Source organism: Gelidibacter algens (genome assembly GCF_001678675.1).
GTDB lineage: Bacteria > Bacteroidota > Bacteroidia > Flavobacteriales > Flavobacteriaceae > Gelidibacter > Gelidibacter algens.
The window spans coordinates 37,408-61,760 of the sequence record NZ_LZRN01000020.1; the positions used below are offsets into that span (position 1 = coordinate 37,408).

The following is a 24,353-nucleotide window of genomic DNA, read 5'->3' on the forward strand; positions in this document are numbered from 1 at the left end:
AGAGCATCAGCGCTTCGCGGCGACAACCTCTCAAGTTTCAATCTAAAATTAAAAAGGCACTTTTGTTGAGTGCCTTATTTTAGTTCTTATGAATTCATAAGGTCTTCAATCTCCTCTGCTTCAATAGGAATGTTCCCCATCAAGTTCATCGGTTCGCCTTTCTTTTGAATCACCAAATCATCTTCCAAACGGATACCAAAACCTTCCTCAGGAATATAAATACCAGGTTCAACGGTAAACACCATCTGTTCTTGCATTGGCTCAGTTAAAATTCCGTAATCATGTGTGTCCAACCCAATATTGTGGCTGGTTCCGTGCATAAAGTATTTTTTATAGGCTGGCCAATCTTTATCCTCATTTTGAATATCGGCTTTGTCCAATAATTTCAAACCTATTAATTCTGAAGTCATCAAATTCCCAACTTCCTTATGGTATTCTGCCCAATCTGTCCCTGGAACCAACATTTTGGAAGCATCTTTCTTCACTCGGTTAACAGCATTGTACACCTCTTTTTGGCGCTTTGAAAATTTCCCTGACACTGGAATACTTCGCGTCATATCACTGGCATAATTGGCGTACTCTGCACCAACGTCCAAGAGGATCAAATCACCGGCTTTACATTTTTGGTTATTGACCACGTAATGCAACACATTTGCGTTGTTACCTGAAGCAATAATAGGGGTGTAAGCAAAACCTTTAGAGCGGTTACGTAAAAATTCGTGCATCAATTCCGCTTCAATCTCATATTCCCAAACGCCAGGCTTTACAAAACCTAAAAGTCTCCTAAAACCTTTTTCAGTAATATTGCAGGCTTTTTGCATCAAATCAATCTCAATCGGATCTTTTACAGCACGTAAACGCTGTAAAATAGGATTGCTCTTAGCTACGGCATGTGCAGGATACTTTTCCTTTAACCATTTTGTAAAACGGTCTTCACGAGTTTCAGTTTCCACATTGGCACGGTAGTGTTCATTAGTGTTGATGTAAACCGTATCGCATTGCGTCATCAATTCAAACATTATTTTTTCCATGTCTTTCAACCAATACACCGTTTTGACGCCAGACGTTTCAAAAGCAGCATCCTTGGTCAATTTTTCACCTTCCCAAACGGCAATATGATCATTGGTTTCTTTTAAGAATAAAATTTCACGATGCTTTTCTTTTGGACAATCAGGAAAGAGCACCAAAATACTTTCTTCTTGATCCACGCCACTTAGATAAAAAATATCACGGTGTTGTTGAAACGGCATCGTGCTATCTGCACTGATAGGATAGATGTCATTAGAGTTGAAAACCGCCAAACTATTCGGCTTCATCTTAGCCATAAAGTTTTTTACGATTTTTTATAAAGAGGTTGCCGTCTATTTGATCGTATTTCATGATGTGTAGTTTTTCCAAATTTACAGATTTAGTGCCCCTAAAAAAAATATCTCCTTCTTTTATGAAACTTTTAACCCCAAATTTTGCTGGCATGTACATTATGGTTAATTTTCAAACGCTAAAAAAACTAGTCTTATGAAATTGTCAAAAATCTCCTATTTATTATTGAGCCTATGCTCTTTTTTAACATTTGGACAGCAACCGTCCACCCCATCCAAAACCATTGAAAAATCACTTCAGCAGAAAGACGACATGACCAAAAATTCTTTGGTAAAAAATGTGGTTTTTAAAAATATTGGGCCAACCGTTATGAGTGGCCGTATTACAGATTTAGCAGTGAATCCTGAAAATCCAATCGAATTTTATGCAGCATATGCCTCAGGGGGGCTATGGCATACCAAAAATAATGGAACCACTTTTGAACCCGTTTTGGATAATGCCAACACTCAAAATGTTGGTGACATTGCAGTAGATTGGAACTCGAATACGATTTGGGTAGGAACTGGCGAAAACAATGCCTCACGCTCAAGCTATGCGGGCATCGGCATACTAAAATCTACAGATGGCGGCAGTACTTGGCAAAACATGGGTTTAACAGACTCACATCATATAGGACGCATTCTCATCAACCCAAACAATCCTGACGAAGTGACTGTTGGCGTGACTGGACACTTATATTCTCCAAATTCTGAACGTGGTATTTACAAAACTATGGATGGGGGCAAAACTTGGCAACAAACGCTTTTTTTGGATAACCTAACCGGCGTTATCGATATGCAACATGATCCTAACAATTATAATTTAATGTTCGCCTCAGCTTGGACCAAAGACCGCAAGGCTTGGAATTTTGAGGGAAGCGGCAACAATTCTGCCATCTATAAAAGTACCGATGCGGGAAATACCTGGATTAGAGTTACTACTGAAAAAAGCGGATTTCCGGTTGGCGAAGGCGTGGGACGGATTGGGTTGGCTATTTATGATGCCAATACCATTTACGCTATTCACGACAATCAGTTCCACAGACCTGCAAATGATAAAAAAGAAAGCAAGGACGTGATGAGTAAAGACGAATTTAAGTCGATGAGCGTTGAAAATTTCCTAAAGCTTGAAGACAAAAAGCTAAATTCCTATTTGCGAATGAACGGTTTTCAAGAAAAATACCGTTCAGAAAATGTGAAGCAAATGGTTAGAAGTGGGATTGTAAAGCCTATTGATTTGGCAAAATATCTTGAGGATGCCAATTCGCAATTGTTCGATACTCCTGTAATTGGCGCTGAAATTTACAAAAGTACAGATGGTGGTAAGTCTTGGAAAAAAACACACGAGGGCTATATTGATGACCTCTATTATAGTTATGGGTATTATTTTGGACATATTTATGTGGCTCCAAACAATCCAGAACATATTTATGTTTATGGCGTACCAATCTTAAAATCAAAAGATAGCGGAAAGACATTTACGTCCATGAATGCCCCTAATGTACATGCTGATCATCATGCGCTTTGGATCAATCCGAAAAACCCAAATCACATCATTAACGGGAATGATGGTGGCGTCAATATGACGTATGACGATGGCGCCAATTGGACTTTGCATAATTCAACTGCGGTTGGACAATTCTACGCCATTGCTGTAGATAATGAAAAACCTTATAATGTATATGGTGGCCTGCAAGACAATGGTGTTTGGGTTGGTGCTCACAATGCCAGAGAAGATGTAGGCTGGCACCAATCTGGCCAATACCCATGGAAAAGTATTATGGGTGGTGATGGGATGCAAGTTCAGGTGGACAGCAGAAATTCGAACATTGTTTACACCGGATTTCAATTTGGGAATTATTTCAGAATCGACCGTGAAAAGGACCAACAGACCTACATTCAACCCAAACATGAATTAGGCGAAAACCCCTATCGATTCAACTGGCAAACCCCTATTCTGTTATCGTCTCACAATCAAGACATCTTATACTTGGGAGGCAATAAATTGATGCGTTCCATGAACCAAGGTACGGATTGGACAGCTATCAGTGATGATTTGACCAATGGTGGCAAAAAAGGAAACGTGGCCTATGGAACGTTGGCTTCCATTAGTGAATCGCCTTTTCAATTTGGGTTGCTCTATACTGGTAGTGATGATGGTTTGATACACGTTACCAAAGATGCTGGCGGCAGTTGGGAAAATATCACTGCTACCTTACCAAAAGATCTTTGGGTAAGTAGAATTATTGCATCAGAACATAAAAAGGAGCGTGTGTATGTGGCGCTTAACGGGTATCGATGGGATGATTTCACGACCTATCTGTATATGAGTGATGATTACGGAAAGACTTGGAAGAGCATCAGTAGCAACATTCCTACATCTCCAGTAAATGTGATTAGAGAAAGCCCGAAGAATGAAAATATTCTTTTTGTAGGGACAGACAATGGTGCTTATGTATCTTTTGACATGGGCAACTCTTGGGATGCCTTTAGCAACGGTTTGACAGCTGTGGCGGTACACGATATTGCCATTCAACCAGAAGCTAATGATTTGTTATTGGGCACTCATGGCCGAAGCATTTATTTGGCAAATATTGAAGGGTTACAAAACATAGATAGCGATAAAATGAATAAAGCCATCACGCTTTTTGATGCAAAATCGGTAAGGTTTTCACCACGTTGGGGAGATACTTTTGGAAGCTGGTCTAAGCCTTTTGAGCCTTCTACAACATTAGAATTTTATGCAAAAGATTCAGGCAAACAAACGATTACCATTTTATCAGACAAAAACGCTGATTTACAAACTATAAAAGTAGATGCCAATAAAGGATTTAATTATATAGACTATGATTTGACTATCACCGACAATGGGAGAAAAGCATTGCTCAAAGAAGATTCTAATCTTAAAATAGATCCATCTAAAAACGGGAAATTTTATCTCCCAAAAGGGACGTATACCATTCAAATAGGAGATCAACAAACAAAATTGGAGATCAAATGATTTAAACTGTAATTCACAGACTTCCCAATTTTCAATCGCGAAGTGACGGGAGTGAAAAGTTTGAGCTCTAATTAAAATGATTCCAAATAAGTATAAATGAAGCTATTTTTTGGCATTCAAACGTTTGAGGCGTATCTTTGCGCCTCAATAAACTAACTTCAAACGATGAGCGGAATTTTTAATTCTTCAATTGGAAGAAAGTTTGCCATGGCGCTTTCTGCATTCTTCCTTATGATTTTCTTATTACAACATTTTGCAATTAATATCCTTTCTGTGTTTAGTCCAGAGGCTTTTAACAACACCTCCCATTTTATGGGAACGTTCTGGATTGTGCAATATATTTTTCAACCCATTTTAATTTTGGGTGTCATTTTTCACTTTGTGATGGGAATGGTATTGGAAGTAAGAAACAGAAACGCACGAAAAATCGCCTATGCCAAGAATAACGGCAATGCCAATTCTACATGGATGAGCAGAAACATGATTTACACAGGTGGCGCAATTTTGCTTTTCCTTGGACTTCATTTTTACGATTTTTGGTTACCAGAAATCAATACCAAATACATCCAAGGTGATATGTCTGGATTACTTCCAGATGGCAATTACCGTTATTTTGAAGAATTACAGCACAAATTTGTAGACGTTTGGCGCGTTGCCCTCTACTGTCTTGCTTTTGTGTTTTTATCATTACACCTATTACATGGTTTCAGCTCCGCATTTCAGTCGGTAGGAGCCAATAACAAATATACAAGAGGATTAAAAGGGTTTGGTAAGGCGTATGCAATCATTATCCCATTAGGATTTATTTTCATCGCACTTTACCATCATTTTAATTACTAAAAAAAATATCTAATATGGCTTTAGATCCAAAAATACCAGAAGGCCCACTGGCTGACAAGTGGACCAATTATAAAAATCACATTGATCTTGTCAATCCTGCCAACAAACGTAACATTGACGTTATTGTTATTGGTACTGGATTAGCCGGAGGTTCAGCTGCAGCAACTTTAGCAGAATTGGGGTACAACGTAAAAGCATTCTGTTTTCAGGATTCGCCACGACGTGCACACTCTATTGCTGCCCAGGGTGGAATCAATGCTGCAAAAAACTATCAAGGTGATGGTGATTCTGTATACCGTTTATTTTATGATACCGTAAAAGGTGGTGATTACCGTTCTCGTGAAGCAAACGTTTATCGTTTGGCCGAAGTTTCGTCCAATATCATTGACCAGTGCGTAGCGCAAGGGGTTCCTTTTGCTCGTGAATACGGTGGTTATTTAGATAATCGTTCTTTTGGTGGGGTATTGGTGTCACGTACATTTTATGCCGCTGGTCAAACCGGACAGCAATTATTGTTAGGTGCTTATTCAGCCATGAACCGTCAAATAGGGCGTGGTAAAATAAAAATGTACAACCGCCATGAAATGCTGGACGTTGTTGTTGTTGGCGGAAAAGCAAGAGGAATTATCGCAAGAAATTTAGTCACTGGAGAGATTGAGCGTCATTCTGCCCATGCCGTAGTTTTAGGTTCTGGAGGATACGGAAACGTATTCTTCCTGTCCACTAACGCTATGGGAAGTAACGTGACTGCTGCTTGGAAAGCCCACAAACGTGGTGCCTTCTTTGCAAACCCATGTTACACTCAAATTCACCCAACATGTATCCCTGTTTCTGGAGACCATCAGTCTAAATTAACATTGATGTCAGAATCGCTTCGTAATGACGGCCGTATTTGGGTTCCAAAAAACATGGATGATGTTAAGGCTATTAGAGAAGGAAATTTAAAACCAACAGCCATACCTGAAGAAAATAGAGACTATTATTTAGAGCGCCGTTATCCAGCTTTTGGAAACTTGGTGCCTCGTGATGTAGCCTCACGTGCAGCAAAAGAGCGTTGTGATGAAGGTTATGGTGTCAATAAAACTGGAGAAGCAGTATATTTGGATTTCGCTGCTGCATTTCAACGTTATGGAAAAGAACGTGCACACGTAAGAGGTTTGGATGAAAATGATGCCGCATTGGTAAAGAGATTAGGTCAAGAAGTCATTAAAGAAAAATATGGCAACCTCTTCCAGATGTATGAAAAAATTGTAGACCAGAACCCTTATGAAACACCAATGATGATTTATCCTGCGGTGCATTATACCATGGGTGGACTTTGGGTGGATTACAACTTGATGACCAATATTCCTGGCTTATATTCTATTGGAGAAGCCAATTTCTCTGACCACGGTGCCAACCGTCTTGGTGCGTCAGCACTAATGCAGGGCTTAGCCGATGGTTACTTTGTATTGCCTTACACCATAGGCGATTATCTATCAAAAGATATTAGAACTGGCAAAATCCCTACAGATAGTCCAGAGTTTGACCAAGCAGAGAAGAATGTGAAAGAAAATTTAGATCATTTGATCAACAATAATGGCTCACATTCAGTAGATTATTTCCATAAAAAACTTGGAAAGATCATGTGGAATAAATGTGGAATGGCACGTAATGCAGAAGGTTTGAGAGAAGCTATAGTCCAAATTTCAGAACTACGAAAAGAATTCTGGAAAGATGTAAGAGTTCCTGGCACCCAAAACGAGTTGAATGAAGAATTGGCGAAAGCGATGCGTGTTGCAGACTTCTTGGAATTAGGCGAATTGTTTGCCAAAGATGCACTCCAAAGAGAAGAATCTGCTGGAGGACATTTTAGGGAAGAACACCAAACAGCAGAAGGAGAAGCCTTAAGAAGTCCTGAATTCCAATTCGTATCTGCCTGGGAATACCAAGGCGAACCTAAAGATGCTATTCTCCATAAAGAAGAATTGGAGTATGAGAATATTGAAGTGAAAGAGAGAAGTTATAAATAAGAAGTAACGTTATGAAATTAACCTTAAAAATATGGCGTCAAAAAAACGCTGACACCAAAGGAAAACTCGTCGATTACCAAATTGATGGTATTGATGGCGACATGTCTTTCCTAGAAATGTTGGATGTTTTAAACGGCCAACTCATTAATAAAGGCGAAGAGCCCGTTGCCTTTGACCATGATTGTCGTGAAGGCATTTGCGGTTCTTGCTCATTGTTTATCAATGGTGAAGCTCATGGCCCGGATCGTTTAGTTACCACCTGTCAACTACACATGCGTATGTTCAAGGACGGTGATACCATTCATATTGAACCATTTAGAGCCACCGCCTTTCCTGTAATCAAGGATTTGGTGGTAGACAGAGGTTCTTTTGATCGTGTTCAACATGCAGGTGGATTTATTTCTGTGAATACCTCAGGAAAAACTGTTGATGCAAACACTATTCCGGTCAACAAACATGATGCAGACATGTCTTTTATGGCAGCAACCTGCATTGGTTGTGGTGCCTGTGTGGCAAGTTGTAAAAACTCTTCCGCAATGTTATTCGTTAGTGCTAAAGTGTCTCAATTTGCCTTATTGCCTCAAGGAAAGATTGAAGCAACTGAGCGCGTACTGAACATGGTAAAACAAATGGACGAAGAAGGATTTGGTAATTGTACCAATACTGGAGCATGTGAAGTAGAATGTCCTAAAGGCATTTCTCTAGAAAATATCGCACGCATGAACCGTGAATACCTATCTGCAACTTTCAAAGGGTAATCCCATTCTAGCCTTCCCAAAGGGAAAAAATTAATCGCTAACAAAATCCCAATTCATTATTGGGATTTTTTGTTTCTTTATATCCTAAATCTCCTCTATCATGAAACACAGATTGTGCATTTCCATTTTCTTCTTTTTATGCATTGTTACGCTATCCAGCGCACAAAAACTTGAGCAACCAAAACAAGCACAAGACCACTATAATTTCAACACTGAAAGTTTAATTGCCAATATTAAGATGCTGTCTTCAGATGCCTTTGAAGGCCGACGCACCGGCACTGAAGGTGGCAAAAAAGCAAAAGACTACATTATAGAGAAGTATAAAAAATTTAATATTCAGCCTTTAGCAGATGATTACCAGCAACCATTTTCTTTTACGGCAAGAGGAAAATCGTATCAAGGCGTGAATGTTTTAGGCTATATAAAAGGCTCAAAACATCAGGACCACTATATTGTCATCAGTGCCCATTATGACCATGAAGGCATAAAAAATAATCAAATATATAATGGAGCAGATGATGACGCATCAGGAATAGCAGCCCTATTTGCTTTTGCTGAATATTTTGAAAAGCATCCACCAGAGCATTCTGTTATTTTGGCCGCTTTTGATGCAGAAGAATTGGGGATTAGTGGGTCACGCTATTTCGTCAATAATTCTATTGTTCCATTGGAACGTATTAACCTAAACATCAATATGGATATGATTAGCCGTAATGATAACAATGAACTATATGTTGTCGGGACAGCTTTTAACAACACTTTACGCACTGTAATTTCCAAGTATAAAACTGTAAAAGATATCACGCTGTTGATGGGTCATGATGGTAAAGATGGACTAGAGAATTGGACCAATTCATCAGACCATGCACCTTTTCACAAAAAAAACATACCTTTTCTATACTTTGGCGTAGAGGATCATAAAGACTATCATAAACCAACGGATGACTTTGAAAACATCCAACCGGAATTTTACAAAAAGGCCGTCAATACTGTGATTTCAATTTTCGCCATAATAGACAAGATGCGCCTTTAGATTAAACTTTTTAGTTATGGATAACCCAAATACATATTACCAACAACAATCAGAGCGCTATCAAACTGAGGCAAGCGCCTTATATAAACAAATGACACTTTTCAGTACCCTACGTATTTTGGTGTTTTTGTTGACGGCTTTTGGTGTTTACATGACCTACTCCAACTGGCAATTGGCCGCAGGCATCGCTATTGCCGGCCTCTTGATTTTTATAGTTCTATTATCTAAACACACAGATATTAAGGCCCAAAGACAGTTAAAAATAGCCTTGACAGATATCAATAAAACAGAACTTGAAATCAGTAAAGGTAATTTTCACGACAGAGATCAAGGTCTGTCATTTCAAGACCCTCTACATTTTTACAGTCTGGACATCGATTTATTTGGCCGAGGTTCATTCTTTCAATTTATCAACAGAACTGTCATTAAAGAAGGCACACAGCAATTAGCAGCCGAATTAAAGGCAAATAACGTAAATGACATTGAACAACGTCAAGAGGCTATAAAAGAACTCGCTTCAAAACCCGAATGGCGACAGTTATATTCTGCCACAGCAAGTTTGATAACCGTGGAAACTTCGGCACATGCAATTATCAGTTGGTTAAAGGACCACAAATCCTTTTTACCTAAAACGATGCAGTGGATCCCAACGATCTATGTTGTGGGGTCAGTCATCCTATTGTCAATGTTTTTTTTGAAAGTATTAAGTGTGGACTTCTTAGGATATTGGTTATTTGTAGGTTTGGCAATTACTGCGATTTATCTCAAAAAAATCAACGTATTGGCCTATCATACAGAAAAAATAAAGGACACTTTTAAGCAATATGCCCTACTGCTCGATCAAATTGAAAATGAAAACTTCACATCTGACGTATTGGTTGATAAGCAAAAGCAAATTAAGTCAGAATCAGAAGCGGCTTCAATAATTTTTAACAAATTGTCCAAAGTTATGGATGCTTTAGATAATAGAAATAATTTTATTTCAGCCATCTTTGGAAACGGCTATTTCCTTACAGACTTAAAAAACAGCTATAAAGTAGAACAATGGCTTGCAGATTATAAAAACAAAGTGGAAGACTGGTTTGAGGTGGTATCCTTTTTTGATGCTTACAACAGTTTGGGAAATTATGCTTTCAATCACCCGCAGTATGTCTTTCCTCAAGTTACGAATGATAAAGAGGTTATCAAAGCAAAAGATCTAGGCCATCCGTTATTAAAAGTTGCAAAGCGTGTAGACAATGATTTAACCATTCAAAATGAACAATTCTTCATTGTTACAGGTGCGAATATGGCCGGAAAAAGTACGTTTTTAAGAACAGTTTCGCTTCATATTGTCATGGCTAATGTTGGTCTGCCGGTTTGTGCTTCTTCTAGCACATACAATCCTGTTAAGCTGATCACGAGCATGCGCACCAGCGATTCGTTGACGGACGACAGTTCATACTTCTTTTCAGAATTGACGCGCTTAAAATTCATCGTAGACGCCATTCAGCAAGAACCCTACTTTATTATCCTAGATGAAATTCTGAAAGGCACCAACAGTACAGATAAAGCCATTGGATCACGCAAATTTGTGGAAAAACTAGTGGCTTCTGATGCCACAGGAATTATCGCTACCCATGATTTAAGTTTGTGTGATATAGAAAAAGAACTAGCAGAAGTAAAGAACTACTATTTTGACGCTGAAATCATCGATGACGAATTGCATTTTGATTACACCTTCAAGACCGGCGTGTGCAAGAATATGAATGCTAGTTTCCTATTGAAGAAGATGGAGATTATCTAATTCCCAGACCTATCAGGCAAAAAAAACTAACCCTCAAATAAAAAACCCTCTCTGTTACCAGAAAGGGTTTTTGAAGTATTAAAAGAATCTGTACAAATTAAACCTCAAACGGTTCAATTGATACATAAGACTTGTTGTCTCTCTTTTTTGTGAATTTCACTAGACCATCAACTTGCGCATGCAATGTGTGGTCTTTTCCACCATACACATTTTCACCTGGGTGATGTGTATAGCCTCTTTGTCTTACGAGGATATTTCCAGCAATAGCAGCTTGACCACCAAAAATCTTCACACCAAGGCGTTTCGATTCTGAGTCTCTACCGTTTTTAGAACTACCAACTCCTTTTTTATGAGCCATTGTCTTAAGGTTTTAATTGTTACTATATTATTTTTTGTCTTTCAACAAAGCTTTAGCTTGTTTCACCCACTCTTCAGTTTCGATCTTCTCACGAGTGATACCATCAATACCTGAAAGTTCGTCTCTATCAGCAGCTTTCAATTTACTGATTTGCTCATAAGTATAAATACCTACTTCGTTCAAACGCTCTTCGTAAGCCGGGCCAATACCGTTGATTTCTTTCAGATCATCAGCTTCAGCCTTAGTAGCTGTACCGATGCTGTGAAGTACTTTATCGATGTTCATTTCGATATTTGAATCTTCAGCTCTATGCTCTGCACGAGTTACCAAATTTTCACTGACTTCAACTTCTTTTTTAGTTGCTTTTTTAGCTTCTTTTGCTGGAGCAGCTTTGTCAGCCTTAGCTGGTTTAGCTTTTTCAGTTTTTTCAGCTTTTTTAGCTCCTTTGTTTTCATCTTTGGTCGCTCTTACAGCGCCCGAAGCAACAATGCTTTCAATAACGATTTCAGTCAGAGATTGACGGTGTCCGTTTTTCACACGGTAACCTTTACGTCTTTTCTTTTTGAAAACGATAACTTTATCACCTTTAAGGTGACTTAAGACTTTTGCTCCTACTTGAGCTCCGTCTATAGCTGGGGCGCCTAAAGTAATTGTATCACCATCACCAATCAAAAGAACATTATCGAAAGACACTGTCTTTCCTTCTTCTGTTGCTAAACGGTGAACAAACACTTTCTGGTCTTTTACAACTTTGAATTGTTGCCCTGCTATCTCTACAATTGCGTACATAGCGTAACGTTTAAATTAGTTAATTTTTATTCTAAAATGGGTGCAAATATACACCTAAATAATTAAACTACAAACGTTTTTTACGGTCGGCGGTCAATATTCGTTATTAAATTCAATGAAAGATAGGAGCCATGTTTTTCAACACTTGTGAAACTTGCACTAAACCGGCTATGGAAATTAAAAATCTTAGACTTTAAACTGTCCTAAAGAGTTTCTGGATGTTTTTTCTAGGGTGGTCTTCACTTTTGTGTTATATACATCAGAAAATTGGAATATCAGAAGGCATCACGCTAGAGCAGGAATTAAAATTTTTAGATTCCCTAGGGTCTTCTTAGATGAAAGTCGTTGCAAAATTGTTAAACCTGAACAGGAGCGGATGCTACGACTCCTTAAAAACAAGAACTTTGTTCAAGATTTTTGAAATGATTTATAACAGATGGAATGAATTTAATTCAATTGTTTGTCATTTGACTTATTATCAACTAACTTCTCCTGTTGTCCTACATGATTGCTTTTCTTGAAGATCTGCATACAGGTTAAGGTCAACACAGCTGTTGACGCCAAACCTTCTATTAAGATAATAATTATTAATAAGCCTGCACCTTGATTTGTATCATCAAACCATCTTTCTAAAATAGTTTGCGCAAATTCTTTATCTAGATGGAACATATATATGGCCATGAACACGATAAAGACGCTTGTGGCAATAAAGCCAGTGACCAATCCTGTTTTAAATCCGTCTACGTAAGTAAATTCTGATTTGTATTTGAGTTTGTAATACTTGATAGAAAAGTAAATGCCTGCAGCCATGAAGAGTCCATTGGACATACGTAACCAAGCATTATTATGTAAATCAAACAATCTTAAAATTAAGAAATAAGCAATTAAACTACCAGCAATAAACAACCCGTATTTCAAGGCTACTGACAAAGATCTGTTCATGTATATTGTGTTTTTAAACTTTTAGAATCTTAAAATTCGTAAAAAAATCTCTATTAAACCAATTTTTAAGATTTATTTTCAGGCCACGTGCCTTATTGGCATAATGATTTATTATTTTCGTGAACAGCTGTAACAAATGTAAAATAAATACTACTTACAGTGTAAAATAACTAATATTTAAAATAAAACACTATGAAAAAATGTTTATTCTGTTTGGCCTCCTTGTTGCTATTTGGCGTTATAGCCCATGCACAACAGGTCGAATTTGAGGAGTTTGATTTAGATAACGGGCTGCACGTTATTCTTCATCAAGACAATTCAGCTCCGGTAGTAATCACCTCAGTTATGTATGATGTAGGCGGAAAAGATTACGAACCTTCACGCACTGGTTTTGCCCATTTTTTTGAGCATCTCTTATTTGAAGGCACTAAAAATATTGCTCGTGGCGAATGGTTCAACGTAGTTTCTTCAAACGGAGGCACCAATAATGCCAATACATCTTTGGACAGAACTTACTATTATGAGATTTTCCCTTCAAACAATTTAGAATTAGGATTATGGATGGAGTCTGAGCGTTTAATGCACCCAATCATCAACCAAATAGGTGTGGATACTCAAAATGAAGTTGTTAAGGAAGAAAAAAGATTGCGTTACGACAATGCGCCTTACGGTGGATTTTTAGGTGCTATTGGAGAGAACTTATTTAAAGTGCATCCTTACAAAGAGAAAAACATTGGTGAAATGGAACACTTGGATGCTGCTACTTTAGAAGAATTTCAGGCCTATTTCAAAAAATATTATGTGCCAAATAACGCCGTATTAGTTGTTGCTGGTGATATAGACAAAGCTGAGGCAAAAAAAATGATCAAAGATTATTTTGGTCCTATCCCAAAAGGAGCTGAAGTGGTGAGAAATTTTCCAAAGGAAACCCCAATCACAGAAACCATTGAAGCAAAAGCGTACGATAACAACATTCAAATTCCTGCAGTTATTGCTGCGTATCGCACTCCAGGATTTAAAGAACGTGAATCTTATATCTTGGATATGATTTCTAGTTATTTAAGTGGTGGAAAAAGCTCTGTACTTTACAAAAAATTGGTAGATGAGCAAAAAATGGCACTTCAAGCACAAGCTATCAACGTAGCTCAAATGGATTATAGCGTTTTTGCAATTTTAGCGTTGCCTTTGGGCGATGTCACATTGGACACTTTATTGAGCGAAATGGATGAGGAAATTGCAAAACTTCAAAACAAATTGATTTCTGAAAGAGATTACCAAAAACTTAAAAATCAATTTGAGAATCAATATGTCAACTCCAATTCAAGTGTTGAGGGGATTGCTGAAAACTTGGCAACCAATTATTTGCTAAAAGATGATGTTAATCTCATCAATACTGAAATTGACATCTATCGCTCAATCACAAGAGAAGAAATTAGAGATGTTGCTAAAAAATATTTGAGTCCAAACCAACGTCTAGAACTTGACTATCTTCCAAAAAAAGATAACCAATAATCAAAATCTAAAACAAACATCATATCATATGAAAATTTACATATCAGCATTTTTAATGGTATTTTTTATGGCCTTTTCTGCCCATGCACAAATTGACCGTTCAAAACAACCTCAACCCGGACCTGCTCCAAAGATTGATTTAAAATCACCTCAAGAATTCACCCTTAAAAATGGGATGAAGGTAATGGTTGTAGAAAACCATAAACTCCCTAGAGTTTCCTTTAACCTAACTATTGACAATAAACCAGAAACCGAAGGTGCCATTGCTGGCGTTGCAACTTTGGTCGGTGCTATGATGGGTAACGGAACAACGTCTGTCCCTAAAGACAAGTTTAACGAAGAAATCGATTTCTTGGGCGCGAGTTTGAACTTTGGCTCTTCGGGAGCTTATGCAACAACTCTTTCTCAATATTCTGATCGCATTTTAGAGTTAATGGCAGATGCAACCATTCACCCATTATTGGTTGAAGAGGAGTTCAACAAAGAAAAAGATAGACTTATTGAAGGTTTAAAAACACAAGAGAAGAGTGTTGATGCCGTTGCTGGACGCGTAGGAAGCGCCCTGTCTTATGGCGTAAAACATCCTTATGGTGAATTTGTTTCTACTGAGTCTGTAAACACTATTGCTTATAAAGATATCTCAGCATTTTATGAAGAGAGCTTCAATCCTAATAATGCCTATTTGGTAGTTATTGGCGATGTTGATTTCAAAAAAATCAAATCTCAAATCGAGAAACGTTTTGGAAAATGGACAAAATCTATAGATATCCAATCTACCGTGCCAGAAGCAACGCCAAATGTACAATACACTCAAATTAATTTTGTGGATATGCCAAATGCAGTCCAATCAAACATTTCATTGACCAACAATGTCGAATTGAAAATGAATGATCCAGATTATCACGCTGTTTTGATCGCCAATAAAATTTTGGGTGGTGGTTTCAATAGCTACCTCAACATGAATTTGCGCGAAAAACATGCGTATACTTATGGCGCTCGCTCTGGTGTAGATGCTGACAAGTATGTTGGTCGTTTTACTGCAAGTACAGCGGTAAGAAATATGGTTACTGACAGTGCCGTGGTTCAAACTTTAAAGGAAATTAACCGTATCAAATCAGAACCTGTAGAAGCTGAAGCCCTTAGAAACGCAAAAGCAAAATATGTAGGTGATTTTGTATTGGCTTTAGAAAGCCCGCAAACGGTTGCAAGATATGCCTTGAATATCAAATTGAACAACTTGCCAAAAGACTTCTATGAAACCTTTTTGCAAAAGATAAATGCCGTGACTGCTGCAGATGTGACGCGTGTTGCCAATACATATTTCAAACCAGAAAATGCACGTATTGTTGTGGTAGGTAAAGGGGCTGATGTTTTAGAAAACCTTGAAAAAACAGGAATTCCGATTATGTACTTTGATACGTATGCAAATCCGGTTGCCAAACCTGAATTTTCAAAACCAATCCCAGCCGGAGTAACCGCAAAAACGGTCATGGACTCCTATTTTAAAGCCGTTGGCGGAAAAGACAAAGCCGAAAATGTAAAATCAGTTTGGACGTCCGCTAATGTGACTATTGAAGGAATGCCTTTTTCTCCTATGGGCGAAATGAAAGCTATGGCACCAAACAAAACTTCTATGGAAATGTCTATTGAAGGAATGGGCGTGGTGATGAAACAAAAGTTTGACGGTACAACGGGATATATAGAACAACAAGGCGCGAAGAAAGACCTTACCGTTGATCAAATTGCAGACCAAAAAGCTCAAAATTCCATCTTTCCGGAACTTTATTACGAGCCAGGCGCATTGTCTTTAGAAAGCGTTACCAGTATTGAAGGAAGTGATGTTTATAAAGTAAAAGTTTCTGCAGATGACAAAGATTCTTTCCGCTATTACGATGTAGAGTCAGGTCTTTTGAAAAGAGTTGAGAAAACAATGGAAGTACAAGGACAATCAATGACAACTGTTGAAGATTATGGAAATTATTCACCTGTAAAAGAGGTGTTGTATCCTTACAGCATGTCTGTAACCACAGGACCACAAGTTGTTAAAATGAACGTGACCAATGTTAAGGTTAATGAAGGTGTTACTGAAGCAGATTTCAAATAACACATAAGTAATACATGATAGAAAAGTCTGAAGCCTAAAACTTCAGACTTTTTTTATGTTTTACGTTTGTGTGATAAAAATACGCCTATCAGGATAACAAAGGCCGCCAACCCCTGCCAGGCACTAAATCCTTCCCCATCCAATACACCCCACATGAGGGCAACTAAAGGCATTAGATAAGTTACAGACGAAGCAAAAACAGGTGTTGACATTTGAATCAAACTATTGAACAACACTTTTGACAGCGCTGTTCCAAATAAAGAGAGGATGCCAACATAAAGTAATGCCATTTTAAAATTAGGCGCTGTATAGGTCGTTTCGGTAAAGAATCCTGACCATAAAAGAACCACGAGTGCGGGAATAAAAATTCCGACATAATTACCCACTGCTATATGCAACGGTTTTACGTTTTGAAGGTAGCGTTTTATAATATTTACGTTGGCAGCATACATCACAGTGGAGAGTATTACAAACAGTGCATACAGATAATTTTGATTAGGATTGAGTTCTGCCCCTTTTAAAATCAGCAATGCCGTTCCTATAAAACCAACGATCACTCCAACTATTTGACGTTTGGTTGAAGCAATACCAAAAACTGCAAATCCCATTAATACCGTATTTAAAGGCACTAAAGAATTGAGTATGGAAGCCACTGAGCTGTCAATCTCAGTTTCTGCAATGGCAAAGAAAAAAGCGGGAAAAAAAGAGCCTAAAAATCCAGACAAAATCAACCACTTCCATTGGCGCTTATCAATACTCTTTACCGCCTTAATGCCAACACTAAAAAGAAATAGACCTGTCAAAACAGTTCTCAATGCACCCAATTGATAGGGGGTTATGCCTAGTAGCGCTTTTTTCATCAATATAAATGAGCTCCCCCAAATAACTGCAAGCACTATAAGATAAACCCATTTAATATGTATACCTTTCATTGATTAAATGTCTGAAGTAAAAATTTTAATTGGTGCAAAAAACGTGATAATTTCTTAATTTTGTTTTTTATAGCCATTCTAAAAAACTATAATTCAATCAGAATTCTAATTTCTATAACTATGAAAACATTAAAAACACTTGCCTTGCTTACAACCTTGGCATTATTTACAGTGAGCTGCAATAATAATGCGACCCCAGAAGTAAAAACAGTGGAGATGGAACAGCCAGAATTGTCCTCTGAAAAACAATTGGATCCCAATGCTACGTATGCAAAAGCAGAATTTGGTATCGAAGGAATGACCTGCGCCATGGGTTGTGCCAAAACTATTGAAAAGAAAATTGCCAGAATGGAAGGGGTAAAATCAGCTACGGTTGATTTTGACAACCGTTTGGCTATGGTGGAATATGACAACGCAAAAGTGACACCATCATCTCTAGAAGAGGCGGTAGTATCTGTTGCAGACACTTACAGTGTGAAAGACATGAAAACTGTTGATGCTTTTTCTACAGAACAGGCCTGTGCTGCCGACTGTAAAATGGCATGTTGCTCAGACAAAAAAAGTGGAGATTAAGCTTTTACCGAAAAAAAAGTATGCTCTGACGATTGTAAAAAAGAATGTTGCGCTAAAAAAGGCAAAGCATAGGCATCTTACAAAAGATATTTATAAAACCACTGTTACTAAAACGGTGGTTTTTTTTGATCTTACCTCAAGGAATATCCCTTGGGCGCCCACCATGGATGCATTTCAATGGCCAAACCACCCGCTTTGACCATAGGATCAGCATTTGCCAAACTATCAGCCATTTTTAAAGATGGAACACTATAAATGGTAATGCCCCTGATATCTCCAACATCTCCAAACGGACCCGAAATATCAGCATAACCAAGATCATACATACGCTTTAAATGTTCTAGGTGCTGCTTTTGCAAACGTTTGGATTCTTCTTCATTTTGAATTTTATTTGGCCCACTCTTTAAAAAAGCAATAAAATATTGCTGCATAATAATGGTGTCTTTAGTTTTTTCATCAATCATATCAAATATTTGATACCCATTGGTAAGCAATTCCTCTCTAATTTGGGTTTGAGTTTTTGGTTCAGAGACTACAGAATCCAATCGTTCAGAGCTGACTATAACATCATCTTTATCTATTTTTCTGTATTTCTCATTACAAGATGTTAAAAAAAGCATGCCGCTTATCATCCAAACTATATTTTTCATAACAATCGTTTTTATAAGGTTATTATAAAGACCAGTTTTTAAAAGGATTCTTTACCAAGTGAGAGTTAAAATATTTTAACTGGCCTGTAACTTCTTCTCCCAACCACTTTGGCTTTTTAAAATTTTCAGAAACATGTTTTAGCTCTACTTCCGCAACTATGAGTCCATCATTAGATCCTAAAAACTCATCTACTTCAAACACGTGGGCACCAGATTTGACCTCATATCTAATCTTATCGATCATCCCGTCTTCGCATAAGTTTAAAAGTGCCTCAGCCTCTGATTTGGAAATCTCCTTTTCCCATTCAAAACGGGATATGCCGTCTTCTGAAGATTTCCCTTTTATAGTCAAAAACCCTTGCTCACCTTTAATCCTCACTCTCACCGTTCGATTTTTATCTGAATTTAAAAAAGCCTGAACAATGCGGGTTTGCTTGAAAGCTTCGGATTTGAAAGCATCAGAAACAACTAAAAATTTACGCTCTATTTCAATCAAATCACTCACCTATTTCCTGGATTTTCTTTGATTTAATGCGTACTGAAGCATACACATTATTGGTCAACCACACCATACACTCCGCAATCGTTTCTGGAGCAATGGGCTGGTAACGTTTTAGATCTCCAAAACGAAAAATTGGTTTTATAAGACCCATCAGTGTTTTAAACACATATTCACCCAATCTAAATTCTTCCCGTTTCCCGCTAATCAAAGAAGGTTGTAAAATATAGGTATTTGGAATTTGTTGTGCCAATACCTCAGCTTCCATTTTTCCTTTGGTTCTATTGTAAAACACCTTACTATTCTTTTTGGCACCCAATGCGGAAATAACTACAAAGGTTTCAATGCCGTTCTCTTTACAGAGTTTTGCAGCAGCCACAGGAATTCCATAATCAATTTTGATGTAGGTGTCCTTGTCTGAAGTTTTTGCTTTGGTGGTCCCGATACAACAATAGACTTCATCAGCCTTAAATTTATTGGCATAATGCTCTAATTGAAATAAATCAATAATATACTCTTCTAATTTGGGATGCTTAATATCACAACTATTTCTTCCAAAAACCGTCACGTGACCATAACGTTCATCATCCAAGAGCATTTTCAACAAAATGTTCCCTGTCAGTCCTGTCGCCCCCAAAACAATAGCTGTTTTAACCATTTTTTATAATTTCTGTTACGCTTAGATGTTATAAATTTACGGCATGCCAAACGATTTACCAATAAGAAAGATCATTCATGTGGATATGGACGCTTTTTACGCATCTGTGGAGCAAATGGACCATCCTGAACTTAAAGGTAAAGCTTTAGCCGTTGGTGGTAGCGAGAAACGCGGGGTTGTGGCTGCGGCAAGTTATGAAGCGCGAAAATTTGGCGTACGCAGCGCCATGAGTGGCATCCAGGCCAAACGCAACTGCCCTGAATTGATTTTTGTAAAACCAAGATTTGATCGTTATAAAGACATCTCAAAACAAGTCAGAGCCATTTTTTACGACTATACAGATTTGGTTGAACCGCTTTCTTTGGACGAAGCTTACTTAGATGTTACTGAGAACAAAGTAGGAAACCCAAGTGCGTCTTTAATTGCTAAGGAAATCAGGACGCGTATTTTTAAAGAAGTCGGTATTACGGCGTCAGCAGGAATCTCAGTCAATAAATTTGTAGCGAAGATTGCCAGTGACTATAACAAGCCCAACGGACAAAAAACAGTCAATCCAGAAGAAGTTTTAGAATTCCTGCAAGGCTTGGACATCCGTAAATTTCATGGCGTAGGAAAGGTAACTGCAGATAAAATGTACCAACTGGGTATTTATACTGGAGAAGATTTAAAATCAAAAACCTTAGAATACCTTGAAGATCATTTTGGCAAATCTGGAGGTTACTATTATGATCTTGTGAGAGGCATCCACAATAGCGAGGTAAAACCCAACCGAATCCGAAAATCATTGGCTGCTGAACGCACATTCACTGAAAATTTATCGAGTGAAATCTTTATGCTTGAAAAGCTGGATAAAATAGCCAAAGAAGTTGCAAAACGCTTAGAAAAAAGCAAGGTTGCAGGAAAAACGATTACGTTGAAAATAAAATATAGTGATTTCACACTTCAAACCAGAAGTAAAACGTTACCCTATTTTGTGAGCAATAAAGAGATCATCCTTGAAACGGCAAAAGATTTGTTATATCAGGAAAAAATGAGCAACTCGGTAAGACTGCTGGGTATTTCACTGTCAAATTTGAATACTGAGGATAGAGCTTCAACACTAACTGATCCTTCAGAAAAAACCGTCAGCGTGCAGCTGAAGTTTGGGTTTTAAATTTCTCATATTAGTGAACTTAATTTTCATCAACGCCAATTTTAACTCTATAATCCTTGGGGTCAATTTTGTACGACAGAACTTGGATAAGGCGTAATCGTGAGTAATTTAATTGTTATTCCATCTATAACCGTATCGTTCTGAAAGCTGTTATTAGTATGCAGATTAAACTTTTTGATATTATCATGACTTGATATAGAAAAGGCAGCAACAGCATCACCTTCCCAAATACAAACAAGTCCCGTTGGACATCTAGAATCATTAAAAACAGAATCTAAACAAATAGAGACTTTATTTTCAAACTTATTAAAGCAGGCGCTAACTTTCAAATTTACGGCACTTTGAGTTCCATGATCAGTTTTGGAACAGCTCATAGCTAAAAGAATCAGTAAAAAGAAAGGATTTTTGCATCATAAGTGGAAGAATTTAGAAAAAGGTCAAGTGACTTCTGTGAACAGTAGATGTGGTTTTGTGCCCATGGTTGCGTTGCTCCAACTAAAAAACCGTTTACACCAATGAGAAAACCCCAAAATCATAAGGTTTCGGGGTTTTTATATATTGAAGGTTATTACCGACTTGAATGTGATGTTTAGAAACTACAGCTTGTAATCTCAGTAACTCTTAGCGTATTCACCATGCCTTTATCTTGAATTGGCATTGCTGCTAGACTTACGAGCATGTCCCCTGTTTCCAAATAACCCTTTTTACAGGCAATAGCGTTCACATCTTCAATTGTTTCATCTGTGCTTACAAACTTATCATAGAAAAACGCCTTAACCCCCCATAACAAATTCAGCTGTGTTAAAATACGCTTATTGGAAGTAAATACTAAAATGTGTGAACTTGGTCTCCATGCCGAAATTTGAAATGCAGTATAGCCACTATTGGTCAAGGTTGAAATTGCTTTCGCATTGATTTCATTAGCCATATTGGCAGCATGATAACAAATTGATTTTGTAATATAACGTTTGGTACGAATATGTGGCGGTGATTGTGGTACCTTAATCAAAGGCGAATCTTCCACACTTTTGATGATGTTGCTCATCTGTCTGATTACTTGAACAGGATATTGACCCACCGATGTCTCTCCCGAAAGCATAACGGCATCAGCACCATCCATTACAGAATTTGCGACATCGTTAACTTCAGCCCGTGTTGGGGTTAAGCTTGTAATCATGGTTTCCATCATTTGAGTGGCAATAATTACCGGAATTCGAGCGCGTTTGGCTCTTAACACCAGTTGCTTTTGAATTAATGGCACTTCCTCTGCAGGAATTTCCACACCCAAATCACCACGTGCCACCATCAGTCCATCACAATGAGCCACGATTTTATCAATATTTTCAACTGCTTCTGGTTTCTCAATTTTTGCAATAATTGGAATTTTATGATCACTGTGTTCTTTGATAAGATCTGCCAATTGCATTAAATCTTCCGCATGGCGTACAAAAGATAGCGCCATCCAATCTACTTTCATCTTTATAGCAAAAATGGCATCTTCAATGTCCTTTTCTGTTAATGCTGGTTGTGAGATATTGGTGTTTGGCAAATTTACGCCTTTTTTAGATTTTAAAGGTCCGCCTTGTATCACGCGCGCTTTTACCTCTGATTTTTTATCAGTAGATACGACTTCAAAAATCAGCTTCCCATCGTCAAGCAAAATACGCTCCCCTGGTTTGGCATCTTGTGGAAACCTATCATAGGTCATAAAGACGCGCTCCTTAGTGCCTTCAAATTTCTTGCCAGTCGCAAATATGATTTCATCACCTGCATTGACAACTACTTCACCTTTCATTACACCAACGCGTAATTTTGGTCCTTGCAAATCGCCTAGTATAGCGGCATTGTATCCAAATTCATCGTTAAGCTCACGTATCATTTGGATGCGTTCTTCAACATCAGCATAATCTGCATGTGAAAAGTTGATTCTAAATACATCAACACCCTCATCAAGCATTGCTTTCAATACGGCTTTAGTACTCGTTGCTGGTCCTAAAGTGGCTACTATTTTTGTTTTTTTACGTTTCTGCATTAATCAAAAAATTAAATTGTCTTTAGACTTTAGTTTGTCTACATCAATGGTATATGTGGTTATAACTTGTGGTATGGATTGTATTTTTTCAAGCATTTGCTTTTCATCTAAATACCGCTCATCATTGGAGATTTTTATAAAAAAATCTACATTTTTAAATTCAGGTAACAAATGATAGGTTTTGAGGACTTTCTCATTGGTCGAAAATAATGAGCCAGAGCTTTGTAAGCTATCTTCTTCTTTTTTGCAAACGTTAGCCACTAAGTGCCAAGTTGTGAAAAACTCTTCATCAAACCATTCATAAATAGCATAGGTTGCTGCAAAATACTTATAATCTAAATCTTGAGGCTGACGTTTTAATTTAAGATTTAAAGATCTATTGAGAAGATATGCCAATCTGTAATCTTCCAACCTACAATGGACGGCTAAAAGCGAGTAGGAAGCGTCGTAAAAATCATCTACAAGTAGTTTGTGTAACGCCATAGTGATACCAACATGAACCGTAAAGATAGCACTTTATCTCAACTGCAATGTGAAGTTTTGGTTATTCTTAACAGGCGTAACGTACGAAATCGTTATAGTTAGTAACTTTTGATAAAAACTCAAAAACTATTCCTTAAAAGAGCGATTTATTCTGTTTTGGAAAGCAAAAAAAGCGCGTTTGGATGCCTTTTCTTCAGCCTTCTTTTTAGAGGTTGCCCTTGCTTTCGACACTATCTTTCCGTCAATGGATAGTTTAACGGAAAAATGCTTGATGTTATCATTTCCAGTATCTTCATAAACATTAAAGTCAAACACCTTTTTTTCTTTTTGGCACCACTCAATCAATAAACTCTTGTAACTGATTACCTTTCCTTCAAGCGTTTCAATATCAATATGTTTATCAATAACGTTTTTATCAATGAATTGTTTACACTGCTTATAACCTTTGTCTAAAAATATAGCACCAACCAATGCTTCAAACAAGTTACCGTGAATATTGCTGCCAAAATTATTCTTTGGAATTTTAGATTCTACAAAGTCTATAAGTTTGAGTTCCTTGCCCAATTCATTGAGATGTTCTCTGCTAACCACTTTAGAGCGCATTTTGGTCAAATACCCCTCGTCTCCCTCTGGAGCTTCGTCATATAGGTAAGCTGCAATAACAGCGCCAAGCATGGCGTCTCCCACAAACTCAAGTCTTTCATAATTGAGTGCCATTCCATTCTTGTCTTTAACGTTCATGGACCTATGGGTGAAGGCTTTAACGTAAAGACTTTTGTTTTTTGGCTTATAGCCTATGATTTTTTGGATTTCCAAAAAAAAATTCCCGTCAGTGTTAGAACGGGAATTTAGTATGTTACGAATGTAATTCATTCGGGAT

The 24,353-nt window shown here is 37.7% G+C and carries 20 protein-coding genes and 1 pseudogene; 10 read left to right on the forward strand and 11 right to left on the reverse strand.

Annotated features, from left to right (window positions below):
• Positions 1–86: 86 nt before the first annotated feature.
• Positions 87–1,380, reverse strand: a pseudogene (locus A9996_RS10710) (aminopeptidase P N-terminal domain-containing protein).
• Positions 1,381–1,515: 135 nt separating this feature from the next.
• Here A9996_RS10710 and A9996_RS10715 point away from each other — a divergent pair.
• The 6 genes from A9996_RS10715 (at position 1,516) to A9996_RS10740 (ending at position 10,788) form a co-directional block, all read left to right on the forward strand.
• Positions 1,516–4,359, forward strand: a complete 2,844-nt coding sequence (locus A9996_RS10715) for a VPS10 domain-containing protein (RefSeq protein WP_066434510.1) — start codon at positions 1,516–1,518, stop codon at positions 4,357–4,359.
• 165 nt (positions 4,360–4,524) lie between these two features.
• On the forward strand, positions 4,525–5,199 hold the full coding sequence (locus A9996_RS10720) for a succinate dehydrogenase cytochrome b subunit (protein WP_066434517.1): 675 nt from the start codon (positions 4,525–4,527) through the stop codon (positions 5,197–5,199).
• Positions 5,200–5,213: 14 nt separating this feature from the next.
• Positions 5,214–7,211 carry a fumarate reductase/succinate dehydrogenase flavoprotein subunit gene (locus tag A9996_RS10725; protein ID WP_066434520.1) on the forward strand — a complete coding sequence of 666 codons (1,998 nt, stop codon included), beginning with the start codon at positions 5,214–5,216 and terminating at the stop codon, positions 7,209–7,211.
• Positions 7,212–7,222: 11 nt separating this feature from the next.
• Positions 7,223–7,969, forward strand: coding sequence for a succinate dehydrogenase/fumarate reductase iron-sulfur subunit (locus A9996_RS10730; RefSeq protein ID WP_066434522.1), 747 nt, complete (start codon positions 7,223–7,225; stop codon positions 7,967–7,969).
• 100 nt (positions 7,970–8,069) lie between these two features.
• Positions 8,070–9,002 (forward strand): M28 family peptidase, encoded by a 933-nt coding sequence (locus A9996_RS10735; RefSeq protein WP_066434525.1) that lies wholly within the window; start codon positions 8,070–8,072, stop codon positions 9,000–9,002.
• A 16-nt stretch (positions 9,003–9,018) separates the two neighbouring features.
• The gene (locus A9996_RS10740) at positions 9,019–10,788 is read left to right on the forward strand and encodes a MutS-related protein (protein WP_066434527.1); all 1,770 of its coding nucleotides are present in this window, start codon (positions 9,019–9,021) and stop codon (positions 10,786–10,788) included.
• 97 nt (positions 10,789–10,885) lie between these two features.
• Here the strand turns inward: A9996_RS10740 and rpmA are convergent, their stop codons facing one another.
• The 3 genes from rpmA to A9996_RS10755 all read right to left on the reverse strand — a co-directional run bounded on the left by rpmA (position 10,886) and on the right by A9996_RS10755 (position 12,877).
• Complete coding sequence (rpmA, locus tag A9996_RS10745) at positions 10,886–11,146, reverse strand: 50S ribosomal protein L27 (protein ID WP_066434531.1); 261 nt, start codon at positions 11,144–11,146, stop codon at positions 10,886–10,888.
• Between the two features lie 27 nt (positions 11,147–11,173).
• A complete protein-coding gene (gene rplU / locus A9996_RS10750; RefSeq protein WP_066434535.1) occupies positions 11,174–11,935 on the reverse strand; it encodes a 50S ribosomal protein L21 in 762 nt (253 codons plus the stop codon).
• Between the two features lie 447 nt (positions 11,936–12,382).
• Positions 12,383–12,877 carry a DUF4199 domain-containing protein gene (locus tag A9996_RS10755; protein WP_066434538.1) on the reverse strand — a complete coding sequence of 165 codons (495 nt, stop codon included), beginning with the start codon at positions 12,875–12,877 and terminating at the stop codon, positions 12,383–12,385.
• Between the two features lie 192 nt (positions 12,878–13,069).
• Between A9996_RS10755 and A9996_RS10760 the strand changes: the two genes are divergently transcribed.
• Positions 13,070–14,389: a M16 family metallopeptidase gene (locus A9996_RS10760; RefSeq protein ID WP_066434540.1), complete on the forward strand. Its 1,320-nt coding sequence runs from the start codon at positions 13,070–13,072 to the stop codon at positions 14,387–14,389.
• A gap of 28 nt (positions 14,390–14,417) precedes the next feature.
• Positions 14,418–16,493: a M16 family metallopeptidase gene (locus tag A9996_RS10765; RefSeq protein ID WP_066434578.1), complete on the forward strand. Its 2,076-nt coding sequence runs from the start codon at positions 14,418–14,420 to the stop codon at positions 16,491–16,493.
• Positions 16,494–16,546: 53 nt separating this feature from the next.
• On the opposite strand, the gene A9996_RS10770 is transcribed toward A9996_RS10765, so the two are convergent.
• Positions 16,547–17,425, reverse strand: coding sequence for a DMT family transporter (locus A9996_RS10770; protein ID WP_066434543.1), 879 nt, complete (start codon positions 17,423–17,425; stop codon positions 16,547–16,549).
• Positions 17,426–17,545: 120 nt separating this feature from the next.
• On the opposite strand from A9996_RS10770, the gene A9996_RS10775 reads away from it, so the two are divergent.
• Entirely contained in the window at positions 17,546–17,998 is a 453-nt protein-coding gene (locus A9996_RS10775; RefSeq protein ID WP_111625777.1) for a cation transporter, read from the forward strand.
• Positions 17,999–18,129: 131 nt separating this feature from the next.
• On the opposite strand, the gene A9996_RS10780 is transcribed toward A9996_RS10775, so the two are convergent.
• From A9996_RS10780 to A9996_RS10790, 3 genes are read right to left on the reverse strand one after another with little or no spacing between them, the layout of a single operon-like run.
• Complete coding sequence (locus A9996_RS10780; protein ID WP_066434546.1) at positions 18,130–18,648, reverse strand: YciI family protein; 519 nt, start codon at positions 18,646–18,648, stop codon at positions 18,130–18,132.
• Positions 18,649–18,670: 22 nt separating this feature from the next.
• Positions 18,671–19,144, reverse strand: coding sequence for a CYTH domain-containing protein (locus A9996_RS10785; RefSeq protein WP_066434580.1), 474 nt, complete (start codon positions 19,142–19,144; stop codon positions 18,671–18,673).
• 1 nt (position 19,145) lies between these two features.
• Positions 19,146–19,805 (reverse strand): NAD(P)H-binding protein, encoded by a 660-nt coding sequence (locus A9996_RS10790; protein WP_066434549.1) that lies wholly within the window; start codon positions 19,803–19,805, stop codon positions 19,146–19,148.
• A 43-nt stretch (positions 19,806–19,848) separates the two neighbouring features.
• Here A9996_RS10790 and dinB point away from each other — a divergent pair, with 43 nt between their 5' ends.
• Positions 19,849–20,958 (forward strand): DNA polymerase IV, encoded by a 1,110-nt coding sequence (gene dinB / locus A9996_RS10795; RefSeq protein WP_066434551.1) that lies wholly within the window; start codon positions 19,849–19,851, stop codon positions 20,956–20,958.
• Between the two features lie 589 nt (positions 20,959–21,547).
• Here dinB and pyk read toward each other — a convergent pair.
• The 3 genes from pyk to rnc all read right to left on the reverse strand — a co-directional run bounded on the left by pyk (position 21,548) and on the right by rnc (position 24,346).
• Entirely contained in the window at positions 21,548–22,990 is a 1,443-nt protein-coding gene (gene pyk, locus A9996_RS10805) for a pyruvate kinase (RefSeq protein WP_066434555.1), read from the reverse strand.
• Positions 22,991–22,993: 3 nt separating this feature from the next.
• Positions 22,994–23,473: an IPExxxVDY family protein gene (locus tag A9996_RS10810; protein WP_066434558.1), complete on the reverse strand. Its 480-nt coding sequence runs from the start codon at positions 23,471–23,473 to the stop codon at positions 22,994–22,996.
• A 126-nt stretch (positions 23,474–23,599) separates the two neighbouring features.
• Positions 23,600–24,346, reverse strand: coding sequence for a ribonuclease III (gene rnc, locus A9996_RS10815; RefSeq protein WP_066434562.1), 747 nt, complete (start codon positions 24,344–24,346; stop codon positions 23,600–23,602).
• Positions 24,347–24,353: the final 7 nt, after the last annotated feature.

Bases quoted from the DNA above. Each gene is read 5' to 3' on its own strand.
- A9996_RS10715 (WP_066434510.1), top strand. From the start codon at position 1,516: ATGAAATTGTCAAAAATCTCCTATTTATTATTGAGCCTATGCTCTTTT.
- A9996_RS10720 (WP_066434517.1), top strand. From the start codon at position 4,525: ATGAGCGGAATTTTTAATTCTTCAATTGGAAGAAAGTTTGCCATGGCG.
- A9996_RS10725 (WP_066434520.1), top strand. From the start codon at position 5,214: ATGGCTTTAGATCCAAAAATACCAGAAGGCCCACTGGCTGACAAGTGG.
- A9996_RS10730 (WP_066434522.1), top strand. From the start codon at position 7,223: ATGAAATTAACCTTAAAAATATGGCGTCAAAAAAACGCTGACACCAAA.
- A9996_RS10735 (WP_066434525.1), top strand. From the start codon at position 8,070: ATGAAACACAGATTGTGCATTTCCATTTTCTTCTTTTTATGCATTGTT.
- A9996_RS10740 (WP_066434527.1), top strand. From the start codon at position 9,019: ATGGATAACCCAAATACATATTACCAACAACAATCAGAGCGCTATCAA.
- rpmA (WP_066434531.1), bottom strand. From the start codon at position 11,146: ATGGCTCATAAAAAAGGAGTTGGTAGTTCTAAAAACGGTAGAGACTCA.
- rplU (WP_066434535.1), bottom strand. From the start codon at position 11,935: ATGTACGCAATTGTAGAGATAGCAGGGCAACAATTCAAAGTTGTAAAA.
- A9996_RS10755 (WP_066434538.1), bottom strand. From the start codon at position 12,877: ATGAACAGATCTTTGTCAGTAGCCTTGAAATACGGGTTGTTTATTGCT.
- A9996_RS10760 (WP_066434540.1), top strand. From the start codon at position 13,070: ATGAAAAAATGTTTATTCTGTTTGGCCTCCTTGTTGCTATTTGGCGTT.
- A9996_RS10765 (WP_066434578.1), top strand. From the start codon at position 14,418: ATGAAAATTTACATATCAGCATTTTTAATGGTATTTTTTATGGCCTTT.
- A9996_RS10770 (WP_066434543.1), bottom strand. From the start codon at position 17,425: ATGAAAGGTATACATATTAAATGGGTTTATCTTATAGTGCTTGCAGTT.
- A9996_RS10775 (WP_111625777.1), top strand. From the start codon at position 17,546: ATGAAAACATTAAAAACACTTGCCTTGCTTACAACCTTGGCATTATTT.
- A9996_RS10780 (WP_066434546.1), bottom strand. From the start codon at position 18,648: ATGAAAAATATAGTTTGGATGATAAGCGGCATGCTTTTTTTAACATCT.
- A9996_RS10790 (WP_066434549.1), bottom strand. From the start codon at position 19,805: ATGGTTAAAACAGCTATTGTTTTGGGGGCGACAGGACTGACAGGGAAC.
- dinB (WP_066434551.1), top strand. From the start codon at position 19,849: ATGCCAAACGATTTACCAATAAGAAAGATCATTCATGTGGATATGGAC.
- pyk (WP_066434555.1), bottom strand. From the start codon at position 22,990: ATGCAGAAACGTAAAAAAACAAAAATAGTAGCCACTTTAGGACCAGCA.
- A9996_RS10810 (WP_066434558.1), bottom strand. From the start codon at position 23,473: ATGGCGTTACACAAACTACTTGTAGATGATTTTTACGACGCTTCCTAC.
- rnc (WP_066434562.1), bottom strand. From the start codon at position 24,346: ATGAATTACATTCGTAACATACTAAATTCCCGTTCTAACACTGACGGG.